This is a genomic window from Frondihabitans sp. PhB161, from assembly GCF_003814635.1.
Lineage (GTDB): Bacteria > Actinomycetota > Actinomycetes > Actinomycetales > Microbacteriaceae > Frondihabitans.
Genome location: NZ_RKQW01000003.1, coordinates 296,963 through 311,100, shown reverse-complemented (window position 1 = coordinate 311,100; position 14,138 = coordinate 296,963). Strand labels below are relative to the sequence as shown.

11 protein-coding genes are annotated in these 14,138 nt (G+C 68.2%); all 11 read left to right on the top strand.

Annotated elements, in window-relative coordinates:
* Positions 1–10: 10 nt before the first annotated feature.
* The 11 genes from hisF (at position 11) to EDF39_RS13385 (ending at position 14,064) form a co-directional block, all read left to right on the top strand.
* Positions 11–802 (top strand): imidazole glycerol phosphate synthase subunit HisF, encoded by a 792-nt coding sequence (hisF, locus tag EDF39_RS13430; protein WP_233573127.1) that lies wholly within the window; start codon positions 11–13, stop codon positions 800–802.
* Between the two features lie 45 nt (positions 803–847).
* Entirely contained in the window at positions 848–1,240 is a 393-nt protein-coding gene (gene hisI, locus EDF39_RS13425) for a phosphoribosyl-AMP cyclohydrolase (protein ID WP_055957868.1), read from the top strand.
* Positions 1,233–2,774, top strand: a complete 1,542-nt coding sequence (locus tag EDF39_RS13420) for an anthranilate synthase component I (RefSeq protein ID WP_123943856.1) — start codon at positions 1,233–1,235, stop codon at positions 2,772–2,774. Before hisI ends, EDF39_RS13420 begins: the two co-directional genes overlap by 8 nt.
* 41 nt (positions 2,775–2,815) lie before the next feature.
* Complete coding sequence (locus tag EDF39_RS13415; protein WP_055957863.1) at positions 2,816–3,448, top strand: Trp biosynthesis-associated membrane protein; 633 nt, start codon at positions 2,816–2,818, stop codon at positions 3,446–3,448.
* 61 nt (positions 3,449–3,509) lie between these two features.
* Positions 3,510–3,776 carry a DUF6704 family protein gene (locus EDF39_RS13410; protein ID WP_055961830.1) on the top strand — a complete coding sequence of 89 codons (267 nt, stop codon included), beginning with the start codon at positions 3,510–3,512 and terminating at the stop codon, positions 3,774–3,776.
* Positions 3,777–4,550 carry an indole-3-glycerol phosphate synthase TrpC gene (gene trpC, locus EDF39_RS13405; RefSeq protein ID WP_123943854.1) on the top strand — a complete coding sequence of 258 codons (774 nt, stop codon included), beginning with the start codon at positions 3,777–3,779 and terminating at the stop codon, positions 4,548–4,550.
* Entirely contained in the window at positions 4,550–5,779 is a 1,230-nt protein-coding gene (trpB, locus tag EDF39_RS17635; RefSeq protein WP_199726212.1) for a tryptophan synthase subunit beta, read from the top strand. The genes trpC and trpB overlap by 1 nt, the downstream gene beginning before the upstream one ends.
* Complete coding sequence (trpA, locus tag EDF39_RS17630; RefSeq protein ID WP_055957852.1) at positions 5,776–6,576, top strand: tryptophan synthase subunit alpha; 801 nt, start codon at positions 5,776–5,778, stop codon at positions 6,574–6,576. The genes trpB and trpA overlap by 4 nt, the downstream gene beginning before the upstream one ends.
* Positions 6,577–6,675: 99 nt before the next feature.
* On the top strand, positions 6,676–7,692 hold the full coding sequence (lgt, locus tag EDF39_RS13395; protein WP_370275188.1) for a prolipoprotein diacylglyceryl transferase: 1,017 nt from the start codon (positions 6,676–6,678) through the stop codon (positions 7,690–7,692).
* Between the two features lie 350 nt (positions 7,693–8,042).
* Complete coding sequence (gene gltB / locus EDF39_RS13390) at positions 8,043–12,614, top strand: glutamate synthase large subunit (protein ID WP_123943852.1); 4,572 nt, start codon at positions 8,043–8,045, stop codon at positions 12,612–12,614.
* Positions 12,607–14,064 (top strand): glutamate synthase subunit beta, encoded by a 1,458-nt coding sequence (locus tag EDF39_RS13385; protein ID WP_123943850.1) that lies wholly within the window; start codon positions 12,607–12,609, stop codon positions 14,062–14,064. The genes gltB and EDF39_RS13385 overlap by 8 nt, the downstream gene beginning before the upstream one ends.
* The last annotated feature ends 74 nt before the right edge of the window (positions 14,065–14,138 follow it).

Here is a 14,138-nt window from a genome sequence, read left to right as displayed (position 1 = left end):
GCGAGCGACCGTGACTCACCGAACGCATGCCTCGGGTGACTCGACCCTCGCCATCCGGGTGATTCCCTGCCTCGACGTGGCCGACGGCCGTGTCGTGAAGGGCGTGAACTTCCTCGACCTGCGCGACGCGGGCGATCCGGTGGAGCTCGCGCGCACCTACTACGAGCAAGGTGCCGACGAGATCACCTTCCTCGACGTGACCGCGTCGGTCGAGGGTCGAGGCACCACCTACGACATGGTCCGCCAGACCGCCGAGCAGATCTTCATCCCACTCACCGTGGGCGGGGGAGTGCGCTCCACCGACGACGTCGCGCGCCTCCAGGGTGCCGGAGCCGACAAGGTCGGCGTCAACAGCGCCGCGATCGCCCGCCCGGAGCTCCTTGGCGAGATCGCCGACCGGTTCGGCGCCCAGGCACTCGTCCTCTCGCTCGACGTCAAGCGATCGCCCGCCACGCCGTCCGGCTTCGTCGTGACCACCCACGGCGGTCGGCGCGAGACCACTCTCGACGCGGTCGCCTGGGCCCGCGAGGCTGTCGAGCGAGGGGCCGGAGAGCTGCTGGTCAACTCGATCGACGCCGATGGCACGAAGCGCGGCTTCGACCTCGAGCTCATCACCCTGATGCGCGAGAACGCCGCCGTGCCGGTCATCGCGTCGGGTGGCGCCGGGCGGCTCGACCACTTCGCCCCAGCGATTCAGGCCGGCGCCGATGCGGTGCTCGCGGCCAGTGTGTTCCACAATGGAGAGCTGACGATCGGCGACGTCAAGTCGGCCCTCGCAGAATCCGGTGCCATCGTCCGCTGACCGGGCGGCCGGGGCACCGTGCGCCTCACCAATCGAAGGATCACCATGACCGAGCAGCTCACCCGCGAGACCGTCGAGCCCGTCGTCGAGCGGGCCGCCTTCGATGCGAAGGGGCTGCTGCCGGCGATCATCCAAGAAGAGAGCACCCGAGACGTCTTGATGATGGGCTGGATGGACGCCGAGGCGCTCCGTCGCACGCTGACCGAGGGTCGGGTCACGTTCTGGTCGCGCTCGCGCCAAGAGTACTGGCGCAAGGGCGACACCTCGGGTCACGCCCAGTTCGTGCGCAGCGCCGCTCTCGATTGCGACGGCGACACCCTGCTCGTCATCGTCGAGCAGATCGGCGCCGCCTGCCACACCGGCGAGCACGCCTGCTTCGACGTCGACCCCCTCGTTCCCGCGACCGGCTCCTCCTCGATCGGCTCTCCGCATGTCTGACAGCACCACCCGCGCCGAATTCGACGCACTCCTCGACGGCCACCGGGTCATCCCGGTCGTTCGCAGTCTCTTCGCCGCCGAAGAGACCCCGGTCGGCATCTACCGCAAGCTCGCCGACGGCCGTCCCGGTACGTTCCTGCTCGAGTCCGCCGAACAGGGCGGCATCTGGTCGCGCTATTCGTTCATCGGCGTCTCGTCGTTCGGTGTTCTGACCACGAGCGGAGTCACGACGCGAGAAGGATCCTCGATCCAGACCGAGTGGATCGACTACGGCGTGTCGCGTGAACGGGCGCTGGGTGACGCTTCGGGTGCTCCGCTCGACGTCCTGTCTCACCTCCACGACCGCTGGAAGACCCCCGTGATCCCCGGCCACCCGCCGCTCACCGGTGGTCTCGTCGGATTTATCGGCTGGGAGGCCGTGCGGCAGCTCGAGAATCTGCCCGATGCGCCACCCGCCGAGTTCGACGTGCCGGCTCAGGCGCTGAGCTTCGTCTCCGAGCTGATCGTGCTCGACCACCGCACGGGCACGGCGCTGCTCATCGCCACCGCCCTCAACGACGGCACCAACGACGGCGAGACGCTGTGGACGACCGCGCAGAAGCAGCTCGATGCCCTGCAGACGAAGCTCGCCGGGCCGAGCCCCGCGCACCTCGCCCAGGTCGACATGTCTCTTGAGCCGTCGCCGGTGCGCCGGTCGACCGATGCGGAGTACGCCGAGGCCATCGCTCGCTCGAAGCAGTTCATCCACGACGGCGACGTGTTCCAGGTCGTGATCTCGCAGCGCTTCGACCACGAGCTGACGGCGCCGGCCATCGATGTGTACCGGGTGTTGCGAACCCTCAACCCGAGCCCGTACATGTACCTGGTCAGTCTCGAAGACAGCGCCGGCGTTCCGTATCAGATCGTGGGTTCCAGCCCCGAGGCCCTGGTCAAGGTCCAGGGCTCTCGCGCCTACTCCCACCCGATCGCGGGCTCGAAGCCACGCGGCGCGACCCCCGAAGAAGACCTCGCGTTCGCGACCGCGCTCGAGAGCGACGACAAGGAGCGCGCCGAGCACCTGATGCTCGTCGATCTCGCCCGGAACGACCTCCTCAAGGTCTGCGTGCCGGGCAGCGTCGAGGTCACCGAGTTCATGCACGTCGAGCGCTTCAGCCACATCATGCACCTGGTCTCGAGTGTCGAGGGCGACCTCGCCCCGGGCCGCAACGCCATCGACGCCTTCCGCGCGACCTTCCCGGCCGGCACGCTCTCCGGGGCGCCCAAGCCCCGAGCCCTCGAGATCATCGACGCCCTGGAGCCCGCCCAGCGCGGTGTCTACGGCGGCGTGGTCGGCTACTTCGATTTCGCAGGATCCGCCGACGTCGCGATCGCCATCCGAACCGTTCTTCTCCAGCCCGGCATCGCCCGCGTCCAGGCCGGCGCCGGCCTCGTGGCCGACTCCGATCCCGCGTCCGAGAACCAGGAGGCCCGCAACAAGGCCGCCGCACCCCTTCGAGCGGTCGCCGTGGCCAACGCCATGACGACCCTTCACTGATCCGTGCCGGTCGACCAGGCCGACGCCAGACAGGCAGCGTCATGACAATCACTCCTCAACGCACCCGCTCGACCAAGCTCCCGTCGATCCTCGCCGGACTGGCTCTGGCCGGTCTCACCCTGCTCACGTACACGCAGACCTGGGTCAACTCGACCGTCACGAGCCCGAGCGGCGGCACCGTGCGGGTGGTGGCCGACGGCAGCGCAGCGGCGCCCGCCCTGTCGGCGCTGGCGTTGGCGGGGCTCGCCCTCTTCGGGGCGATCACGATTGCGGGCCCAGTGTTCCGCGTCATCCTGGGGGTCCTCGAGATCCTCCTGGGTGGGTGCGTCGCCCTGTCCGCGATCCTCGCGGTCTCCGACCCCATCGGCGCTGCGGCCCACGCGATCACGAAGGTGACCGGCGTCGACGGCGACTCGTCCGTCCGTGACATCGTCCAGAGCCACTCGATGACCGCCTGGCCCTGGGTCGCACTCCTCGCGGGCGTTGCCATGGCGGCGCTCGGCGTGGCGGTCATCCTCACCTCGAAGCGTTGGCCCGCCTCCACCCGTCGCTATCAGGCCGTCCGCCTCGTCGACGAGAACGGCACCACCGATCCGGTCGTGGCCTGGGACACTCTCTCGACGGGAGCAGATCCGACAGCTCGCCGCGAGGATGACCCGAGCGACAACCGATAGACTCGGGGCTCGTACCCCCAGCATTTCAAGGAGCACCGTGAGTATCGAGAGCACGAACCATGTGACGAAGGCGTCGGCCGGCAAGGCCGCCGAGGCGAGCCACGACAGCGACTCCGACGGGCACGGCAACTCGCCGGCCGCCTGGACGGCCGTCGTCATCATGCTCGTCGCATTCGCCGTCGGCACCATCGCCTTCTGCGCCGATGTGCCGATCGTGGTCTGGATCGCGGCCGGGTTCATCGTGATCGGGGCCCTCGTCGGCCTCGTCCTCAAAAAGATGGGCTACGGCGTCGGCGGCGCCCGCTACGTTCCGAAGGCTCACCAGTAAGTGCTCGACGACCTCTACGCCGGCGCTCTCGCCGACGCCGAAGCGCGCCGTTCTCTCGTCTCCCTCGCTGACGTAGAACGCGCTGCGCTCGCCCAGACTCCAGCCCTCGACGCCCGTGCTGCGCTCCAGCCAGCCGACCGCGTGAAGATCATCGCCGAGGTGAAGCGCGCGAGTCCGTCTCGCGGTGCCCTCTCCGAGATCGCCGACCCTGCCTCCCTCGCGCACTCGTACGAGACCGGTGGCGCGAGCGCCATCAGCGTCCTTACCGAGGGGCGCAAGTTCAAGGGCACCCTGGCCGACCTGGTCGCTGTCCGCGCGGCCGTCTCGGTGCCGGTGCTCCGCAAAGACTTCATCGCCGAGCCGTACCAGGTGTTCGAGGCACGAGCCGCCGGGGCCGATCTCGTGCTCCTCATCGTCGCGGGCCTGCCGCAGCAGAAGCTCGTCGAACTCCACCAGCTCACTCTCGAGCTGGGCATGACGGCCCTCATTGAGACGCACTCCGCCGACGAGGTCGTTCGCGGTCTCGATGCCGGGGCCACCGTCCTGGGCGTCAATGCTCGCGACCTCACCACGTTCGAGCTCGACCAAGACCTCTTCGGCTCGCTTGCCGGCAGCATCCCCTCGGGTGTCGTGCGGGTCGCCGAGTCCGCCGTCAAGTCGCCGGCCGACGTGGCTCACTACCGCCGTTCGGGGGCTGACGTCGTCCTGGTCGGCGAGGCTCTCGTAGTCCACGGCGACCCTGTCGACGCCCTCACCACTTTCCTGGAGGTCTGATGACCACCCTGCACGATGTAGTTGGTCCGTATTTCGGCGAGTTTGGCGGGCGCTATGTGCCCGAATCTCTCGTCGCAGCCCTCGATGAGCTCGACGAGGCCTACAAGGCGGCCGCCGTCGATCCGTCCTTCCAGGCCGAGCTCGCCGAGTTGCACAAGACCTACACGGGTCGTCCGTCGATCATCACGGAGGTGCCCCGCTTCGGGGAGCACGCCGGCGGCGCACGCGTCATCCTGAAGCGCGAAGACCTGAACCACACCGGCTCTCACAAGATCAACAACGTGCTCGGGCAGGCGCTCCTCGCGAAACGGCTCGGCAAGACCCGCCTCATCGCCGAGACCGGTGCCGGCCAGCACGGGGTCGCGACGGCCACCGCCGCAGCGCTCTTCGGCATGGAATGCGTGGTCTACATGGGCCAGGTCGACACCGAGCGCCAGGCGCTCAACGTCGCCCGCATGCGCCTCCTCGGCGCCGAAGTCGTGTCGGTCGCCACCGGCTCGCGCACGCTCAAAGACGCGATCAACGACGCCCTCCGCGACTGGGTCGCCAGCGTCGAGACGACCCATTACGTGCTCGGCACGGTCGCCGGCCCGCACCCCTTCCCGACGATGGTCCGCGACTTCCACAAGATCATCGGCGAAGAAGCCCGCGAGCAGGTGCTGGCACTCACCGGCAAGCTCCCCGACTACATCACGGCGTGCATCGGCGGCGGTTCCAACGCCATCGGCATCTTCAACGCGTTCCTCGACGACCCTTCGGTCGAGCTCTACGGCTTCGAGGCGGGCGGCGACGGCATCGAGAGTGGGCGCCACGCCGCCTCGATCACGCTCGGCAAGACCGGCGTGCTCCAGGGCGCGAAGTCGTACCTCATGCAAGACGACGACGGCCAGACCGTCGAGAGCCACTCGATCTCGGCCGGGCTCGACTACCCGGCGGTCGGCCCCGAGCACGCCTGGCTCGCCAAGATCGGCCGCGTGCACTACGAGCCGATCACCGATGCCGAGGCGATGGAGGCCTTCCGCCTCCTCACCCGCACCGAGGGCATCATCCCCGCGATCGAGTCGGCTCACGCGCTGGCCGGAGCGATCAAACTCGGGCTCAAGCACGGGCCCGATGCGACGATCCTGGTGTCGCTGAGTGGGCGAGGCGACAAAGACGTGGCATCCGCGAGCCGCTACTTCGGTCTGCTCGAGGGCGAGATCGTCGACGACGGGGCGGTGCAACTGTGATCGACTCCACCACCAGCAAGGTCGGCGCGGCGATCCACGCCCGGAAAGACGCCGGGTCGGGTGCCGTCATCGGCTATCTGCCCCTCGGGTTCCCCGACATCCAGACGAGCATCGACGCCGCCGTCACCCTGGCGAACAACGGGGTCGACGTGCTCGAGCTCGGTCTGCCCTACTCCGACCCGGTGATGGACGGCCCGGTCATCCAGGCGGCCACCCAGCGTGCTCTCGCCGAGGGGTACCGCGTTCGCGACACGTTCCCCGCCGTCCGCGAGATCGTGTCGCAGGTGAAGACGCCGGTGCTGGTCATGACGTACTGGAACCCCGTGGCGCAGTTCGGCGCTCAGAGGTTCGCCGACGAGCTGTCCGCCGCCGGGGGAGCCGGGCTCATCACCCCCGACCTCATTCCCGACGAAGGCTCCGAATGGATGGCTGCGGCCACCGCCGCCGACCTCGACCGGGTTTTCCTCGCCGCCCCCTCGTCCTCCGAGACACGCCTGAAGCAGGCCGTCGAGGCGAGCCGGGGCTTCGTCTACACCGTCTCGACCATGGGCATCACGGGTGCCCGCTCCGACGTCGACTCGGCCGCGGCCACTCTGGTCGCACGCCTGCGGGCCGTCGGGGTCGACAATGCCTGCGTGGGCCTCGGCATCTCCACCGCCCAGCAGGTGCGTGAAGTCCTCGCCTACGCGGATGGCGCCATCATCGGCTCCGCTTTCGTCCGTGCCCTCGCCGAGGGTGGCCTCGAGCGACTCGCTGCCGTGTCGAGCGACCTCGCTTCGGGCAGTAGAGTCTCGTAGCGGCGGGGTTCGTCGCACGACACCGCACGAACACCCCGGTTTCGGCCGTGACGGATCCTTCGGTCCGGCCCCTGTTTCCCCACGAAAGGCACCTGAACGTTGCTGCCCCTGAGCATTCCGAGCCCGTCCGCCTCGTGGCAGTACTTCGACCTCACGGGGTGGATCAACGACACGTTCGGTGCGTCGATTCCCTTTAGCCTTCGGATCCACGCGTACGCCATCTGCATTCTGCTCGGCATCGTCGCGGCGGTCCTCGTCACCAACTACCGGCTGAACCGTCGCGGTGCCGAGCGCTGGATCATCATCGACCTGGCCATCTGGTGCGTGCCGTTCGGCATCGTCGGCGGGCGCGTCTTCCACGTGGTCACGCACCCCGACGACTACTTCAACGGCCAGCCGCTCTGGCGCGTCTTCGCGATCTGGGAGGGCGGCCTCGCCATCTTCGGCGCGCTGATCTTCGGTGCTCTCGGCGCCTGGCTCGGATGCCGCCAGACCGGCCTCCGCTTCACCGTCTTCGCCGACGCACTCGTGCCCGGTCTGATGCTCGCGCAGGCGTTTGGCCGCCTCGGAAACTACTTCAACCACGAGCTGTTCGGCACCCCGACCACGCTGCCCTGGGGCCTCGAGATCGAGACCACCAACGCCGCGTACCCCGTGGGCCTGCCCGCCGGCACGCTGTTCCACCCGACGTTCGCCTACGAGATCATCTGGAACCTCTTCGGCCTCGCCGTGATCCTGCTGATCAACCGCAACGTGAAGCTCGAGTGGGGCAAGACGCTCGCCCTCTACTTCATCTGGTACGGCGTCGGCCGCGCCTGGTTCGAGTCGATTCGCACCGACTACAGCCAGCTCTTCTTCGGTATCCGCACCAACGTTTGGGCCGCCGTGGCTGCCGTCATCCTCGGCATCATCATCTTTGCGTGGCAGAGCCGAAACCACACCGGTATGGTGCCGAGCGCCTACGTCCCCGGCCGCGGGCCGAACGACGTCGACACTCGCGCCGACGCCGACACCGCTGAGGGCGACGACGCTGAGCTAGACTCCGTAGACGAGACCGCCGCCGACGACGCCGACGCGACCGCCGCCACCAGCGACAGCGATACCGTCAAAGCCTGACCAGGCTCCTGCCGGCCGCACCCTGTAAGACAAGCACTCCTGCACCAAGCAACCCTGCAGCACCGCACCAGCACCACCCCGCACCACTGGCAGCCGCATCACAGCAGCGGCACCAGCATCCGCTCCACCTCTCCGATCCGCACACAGATCGCCGAGACGTCCACGTAGGTCTCTCTAGACCCACCGCGACGAGACGCCCCGAAGGCCACGACCCCGAGCCCCCGGCGCCTGCCACACCCACTCGGTTTTCTGCCGAGTGCCAGCGAATCGGGCCAGCGACGCCCCGCCCTGCGTAAGTTTTCCTCTACTAGTCAGTCACGACTAGTCCCACATCGTGAGGACGGATCGACATGGCTCTCACGCCAGCGCACCAGACCTTCAGCACCATTCCCGCCGCCCAGGGTCTCTACGACCCTGCCCAGGAGAAAGACGCCTGCGGCCTGGCCATGGTCGCCACGCTCCGCGGCACCCCGGGCCACGACATCATCGATGCCGCGCTCGGGGCCCTGCGCAACCTCGAGCACCGCGGGGCGGTCGGCTCGGACGCCGGCACGGGCGACGGTGCCGGGATCCTGATGCAGGTTCCAGACGCTTTCTTCCGCGAGGTCGTCGAGTTCGACCTGCCCGAGGCGGGTCACTACGCGGTCGGCATCGCCTTCCTCCCCACCGACTTCGACGAGCGGAAGACCCTTCAGGCGGCGATCGAGAAGATCGTGGTCGAAGAGAGCCTCCGGGTCGTCGGCTGGCGCGACGTCCCCGTGCGCTCCGGCGAGCTCGGCACCCTGGCTCGCAACGCCATGCCGGCCTTCGAGCAGCTCTTCGTCGCGGCCGCGCACGGCTCCGACCACGTCGAAGGCGTCGCCCTGGACCGCCTCGCGTTCCGCATGCGCAAGCGTGCCGAACGCGAGCTCGGCGCCTACTTCACGTCGCTCTCGAGCCGCACCATGGTCTACAAGGGCATGGTCACGACCCTCCAGCTGGAGCCGTTCTACCCCGACCTCTCCGACGAGCGGGTGGCCTCTAAGCTGGCGATCGTGCATTCGCGCTACTCGACGAACACGTTCCCGTCGTGGCCCCTTGCGCAGCCGTTCCGCATGATCGCGCACAACGGCGAGATCAACACGGTCCGCGGCAACCGCAACTGGATGCGTGCCCGGCAGTCGCAGCTCGAGTCCGAGCTCATTGGCGACGTGACCCCGCTGCTGCCCATCGTCACGCCCGGCAACAGCGACTCGGCCTCGTTCGACGAGGTGGTCGAGCTCCTCAGCCTGACCGGTCGCTCGCTGCCGCACGCGATCATGATGATGGTTCCCGAGGCATGGGAGAACCAGGTCGGCATCGACCCGGTGCTCCGCGACTTCTACGAGTACCACTCGATGCTCATGGAAGCATGGGACGGCCCAGCGGCGATTACCTTCACCGACGGTTCGCTTGCCGGTGCCACCCTCGACCGCAACGGCCTCCGCCCCGGTCGCTACCTCGTCACCGACGACGGACTCGTGGTGCTCGCCAGCGAGATCGGCGTGCTGCCCGACATCGACCAGTCGAAGATCGTGCGCAAGGGCCGTCTGCGCCCCGGCAAGATGTTCCTGGTCGACACCGAGGCCGGCCGCATCATCGAAGACGACGAGATCAAGCAGCAGCTCGCCTCGTCCGAGGAGTACGGCGAGTGGCTCGAGATGGGTCGCATCCACCTCAAAGACCTCCCCGAGCGCGAGCACATCGTGCACACGCCGGCGTCGGTCACGCGCCGCCAGCGCACGTTCGGCTACACCGAAGAAGAGGTCAGGATCCTGCTGACCCCGATGGCCAAGGCCGGTGCAGAGCCGTTGGGCGCGATGGGCAGCGACACCCCCATCGCGGTGCTCAGCGATCGTCCGCGCCTCCTGTTCGACTACTTCACCCAGCAGTTCGCCCAGGTGACGAACCCGCCGCTCGATTCGATCCGCGAATCCGTCGTGACGTCGCTGAAGCTCGGGCTCGGCCCGGAGCGCAACCTGCTCGACGCCACGCCCGAGCACGCCCGCCAGGTGATCCTCGACTTCCCGGTGATCGACAACGACGAGCTCGCCAAGATCCAGCACATCGATCCCGCACCCGGCTCGCGTCTGACCGCAACTCTTCGTGGTCTGTACCGCGTCGACCAGGGTCCGCGCGCGATGGAGGACCGCATCGCGGCCCTCTGCGCCGAGGTCGACGAGGCGATCGCCGAGGGCTCGGAGTTCATCGTGCTGTCCGACCGCGACTCCACCGCGGAGTTCGCGCCGATCCCGTCGCTGCTCATGCTCGCGGCGGTCCATCACCACCTCATCCGCACTGAGAACCGCATGAAGGTCGGCCTGATCGTCGAAGCCGGCGACGTGCGCGAGGTCCACCACGTGGCGACCCTCATCGGCTACGGTGCGTCGGCGATCAACCCGTACCTGGCGATGGAGACCTGCGAGAACCTCGTCCGCAGCGGCATGATCACCGGAATGTCGCCGGAGCAGGCCGTCAAGAACGTGATCAAGGCGCTCGGCAAGGGCGTGCTCAAGATCATGTCGAAGATGGGCATCTCGACCGTGTCGTCGTACGCGGCCGCCCAGGCGTTCGAGGCCGTGGGCCTCAGCCAGGAGTTCATCGACACCTACTTCACCGGCACCTCGACCCGCCTCGGCGGTGTCGGCGTCGACGTGATCGCGGCCGAGAACGCCGAGCGTCACCTCAGCGCCTACCCGGCCGACGGTGCGAGCCCCGCTCACGAGCGCCTCCAGACCGGCGGCGAGTACCAGTGGCGCCGCGAGGGTCCGCCGCACCTCTTCAACCCCGAGACGGTGTTCCGCCTGCAGCACGCGACTCGCACGAGGCGCTACGACATCTTCCGCGAGTACACGAAGATGGTCGACGACCAGGCCGAGCAGCTGATGACGCTCCGCGGTCTCTTCACTCTCCGCACACACGCCCGCCCGACTGTTCCCCTCCACGAGGTCGAGTCGGTGGAGTCGATCGTCAAGCGCTTCTCCACGGGTGCGATGAGCTACGGCTCCATCTCGAAAGAGGCTCACGAGACGCTGGCGATCGCGATGAACCGCCTCGGCGGCAAGTCGAACACCGGTGAGGGCGGCGAAGACGTCGACCGTCTCCTCGACCCGGAGCGTCGCAGCGCCGTCAAGCAGGTCGCCTCCGGGCGGTTCGGTGTGACGAGCATGTACCTGACGCACGCGACCGACATCCAGCTCAAGATGGCTCAGGGTGCCAAGCCCGGCGAGGGCGGTCAGCTGCCACCGTCGAAGGTGTACCCCTGGGTGGCCCGCACTCGTCACGCGACGCCCGGTGTCGGCCTCATCTCGCCGCCGCCGCACCACGACATCTACTCGATCGAAGACCTCAAGCAGCTGATCTTCGACGTCAAGCGCGCCAACCCGACCGCTCGGGTGCACGTGAAGCTCGTGTCGCAATCGGGCATCGGCGCCGTCGCCGCGGGTGTGACCAAGGCTCTCGCCGACGTCGTCCTGGTCTCCGGCCACGACGGTGGCACCGGTGCCAGCCCGCTCAACTCGCTCAAGCACGCGGGAACCCCGTGGGAGATCGGCCTGGCCGAGACGCAGCAGACGCTCATGATGAACGGCATGCGCGACCGGGTCGTCGTTCAGGTCGACGGTCAGATGAAGACGGGTCGCGACGTGATCGTCGCCGCTCTGCTCGGTGGTGAGGAGTTCGGTTTCGCGACCGCACCCCTCGTCGTGTCCGGCTGCATCCTGATGCGGGTCTGTCACCTCGACACCTGCCCCGTCGGTGTCGCCACGCAGAACCCCGAGCTCCGCGCCCGGTTCACCGGCAAGGCCGAGCACGTCGTCAACTTCTTCGAGTTCCTCGCACAGGAGGTGCGCGAGTACCTCTCCGAGCTCGGCTTCCGCTCGCTTGACGAGGCGATCGGCCACCACGAGTTGCTCGGCGTCGACCGCGCCATCGACCACTGGAAGGCGTCGGGGCTCGACCTCTCTCCCGTGCTCGTCGGCCCGGTGTTCGCCGACGACGAGCCGCGCCGCAACTTCGTCCAGCAGGATCACGAGCTCGAGAAGCACTTCGACAACCAGCTCATCGCCGCGTCCGCCGATGTCATCGCCACCGGCGGCTCCATCGCGCTCGACCTCCCGATCCGCAACACGGAGCGTGCCGTCGGAACGATGCTCGGCCACGAGGTGACCGTTCAGCGCGGCGAGCACGGCCTCCCCGCGGGCAGCATCGACATCACCCTCCGAGGATCCGCCGGGCAGTCGCTCGGTGCCTTCCTTCCGGCGGGCATCACGCTGCGACTCGTCGGCGACAGCAACGACTACGTCGGCAAGGGCCTCTCCGGCGGCACGGTCATCGTGCGTCCGCCCGAGGAGGCGAGCTTCCCGGCCGAAGACAACGTCATCGCCGGCAACGTCATCGGCTACGGCGCGACCCAGGGCAGCATGTTCATCCGCGGCATCGTGGGGGAGCGCTTCCTGGTCCGCAACTCGGGCGCCAGCGCCGTCGTGGAGGGCGTGGGAGACCACGCGCTCGAATACATGACGGGCGGTCTCGCCGTCATCCTCGGGGAGACCGGCCGCAACCTCGGCGCCGGCATGTCGGGCGGTACCGCCTACGTGCGCGGTCTCCGCCGCGAGAACGTCAACGACGACTCGCTGACGGCCGGCGAGCTGCTGCTCCAGCCGCTCGGAAGTGCGGACATCGAGATCCTCGAGGATCTCCTTCGTCAGCACCTCGCCGAAACCGGATCGCCGGTGGCCGAGAAGCTGCTCGTCGACATCGAGAAGTCCGCGGAGGAGTTCGTGAAGGTGCTGCCTCGCGACTACGCCGCTGTCATGGAAACCCGTAAGACCGCTGCTGCCGAGGGCCTCGACCTCGACGGTGACGAGGTCTGGAATCGAATCATGGAGGTGACCGGTGGCTGACCCCAAAGGTTTTCTGAAGGTCCAGAAGCGCGAGCTTCCCCAGCGTCGTCCCGTCTCTGTCCGGCTGATGGACTGGAAAGAGGTCTACGAGCAGCAGGAGAGCGGCGAACTGCGCCGTCAGGCGGGTCGCTGCATGGACTGTGGCGTGCCGTTCTGCCACCAGGGCTGCCCCCTCGGCAATCTGATCCCGGAGTGGAACGATCTCATGTGGCGCGGTGAGGGCCGCCAGGCCATCGAGCGTCTGCACGCGACGAACAACTTCCCGGAGTGGACGGGTCGACTCTGCCCCGCGCCCTGCGAATCGTCCTGCGTGCTGGGTATCAACCAGCCGCCGGTCACGATCAAGCAGGTCGAGGTCTCGATCATCGATCAGGCCTTCTCGAACGGCTGGGTCACCCCGCACCCGCCCGAGCGTCTCACCGGCAAGACCGTCGCCGTCGTCGGCTCCGGCCCTGCCGGCCTGGCTGCGGCTCAGCAGCTCACCCGCGCAGGCCACACCGTCGCCGTCTACGAGCGCGACGACCGCATCGGCGGCCTCCTCCGCTACGGCATCCCCGACTTCAAGATGGAGAAGAAGCAGATCGAGCTCCGTCTCGCTCAGATGCGAGCAGAAGGCACCCGTTTCCGCGCGGGCGTCGAGATCGGTCGTGACATCGCCTGGGATGACCTCCGCGCTCGCTACGACGCCGTGATCGTAGCCACCGGGGCGACCGTTCCCCGAGACCTGCCGATCCCGGGCCGCGACCTGCCCGGCGTCCACTTCGCTATGGAGTACCTCGTGGCCCAGAACAGGATCGGTGCCGGCGATTCGCTCGGCGATCAGATCTCGGCCGAGGGCAAGCACGTCGTCGTGCTCGGCGGCGGCGACACCGGTGCCGACTGCATCGGCACCGCGCACCGCCAGGGCGCGCTCAGCGTCACCAACCTCGCTATCGGCCAGCAGCCTCCGTCGGAGCGCCCCGACAGCCAGCCCTGGCCGATGCAGCCGACGCTCTTCGAGGTCGCGAGTGCTCACGAAGAGGGTGGCGAGCGGGAGTACCTCGCTTCCACGGTCGAGTTCCTCTCGAACGACGTCGGCGAGGTTCGGGCCATCCGCGTGGCCGAGACCGAGTTCGTCGACGGCCGCCGCGTGCCGAAGTCCGGCACCGAGCGCGAGATCCCGGCCGACCTGGTCCTGCTCGCACTCGGTTTCACCGGTCCGGAGCGCGAGGCCCTTGAAGGCCAGCTCGAGATGCCCTTCACCGACCGCGGCATGATCGAGCGCGACGTGTCGTACGAGACCAGCCAGCCGGGCGTGTTCGTCACGGGTGACGCCGGACGCGGTCAGTCGCTCATCGTGTGGGCCATCGCCGAGGGCCGCGCCACGGCGGCCGCCGTCGACAAGTACCTCGAGGGTGCGACTTCTCTGCCCTCGCCGGTCAAGCCGACCGACCGGGCTCTGTCTCTCTAGCCGATTGCTCGCCCTCCAGCCATCCGCCGGTTAGATTCCAGCCGCTTTGCGGGAATAAACTGGCGACTCGGCCT

What these genes read in the sequence shown, in the direction of transcription:
- hisI (WP_055957868.1), top strand. Translation starts at nt 848, where the DNA reads ATGACCGAGCAGCTCACCCGCGAGACCGTCGAGCCCGTCGTCGAGCGG.
- EDF39_RS13420 (WP_123943856.1), top strand. Translation starts at nt 1,233, where the DNA reads ATGTCTGACAGCACCACCCGCGCCGAATTCGACGCACTCCTCGACGGC.
- EDF39_RS13415 (WP_055957863.1), top strand. Translation starts at nt 2,816, where the DNA reads ATGACAATCACTCCTCAACGCACCCGCTCGACCAAGCTCCCGTCGATC.
- trpB (WP_199726212.1), top strand. Translation starts at nt 4,550, where the DNA reads ATGACCACCCTGCACGATGTAGTTGGTCCGTATTTCGGCGAGTTTGGC.
- gltB (WP_123943852.1), top strand. Translation starts at nt 8,043, where the DNA reads ATGGCTCTCACGCCAGCGCACCAGACCTTCAGCACCATTCCCGCCGCC.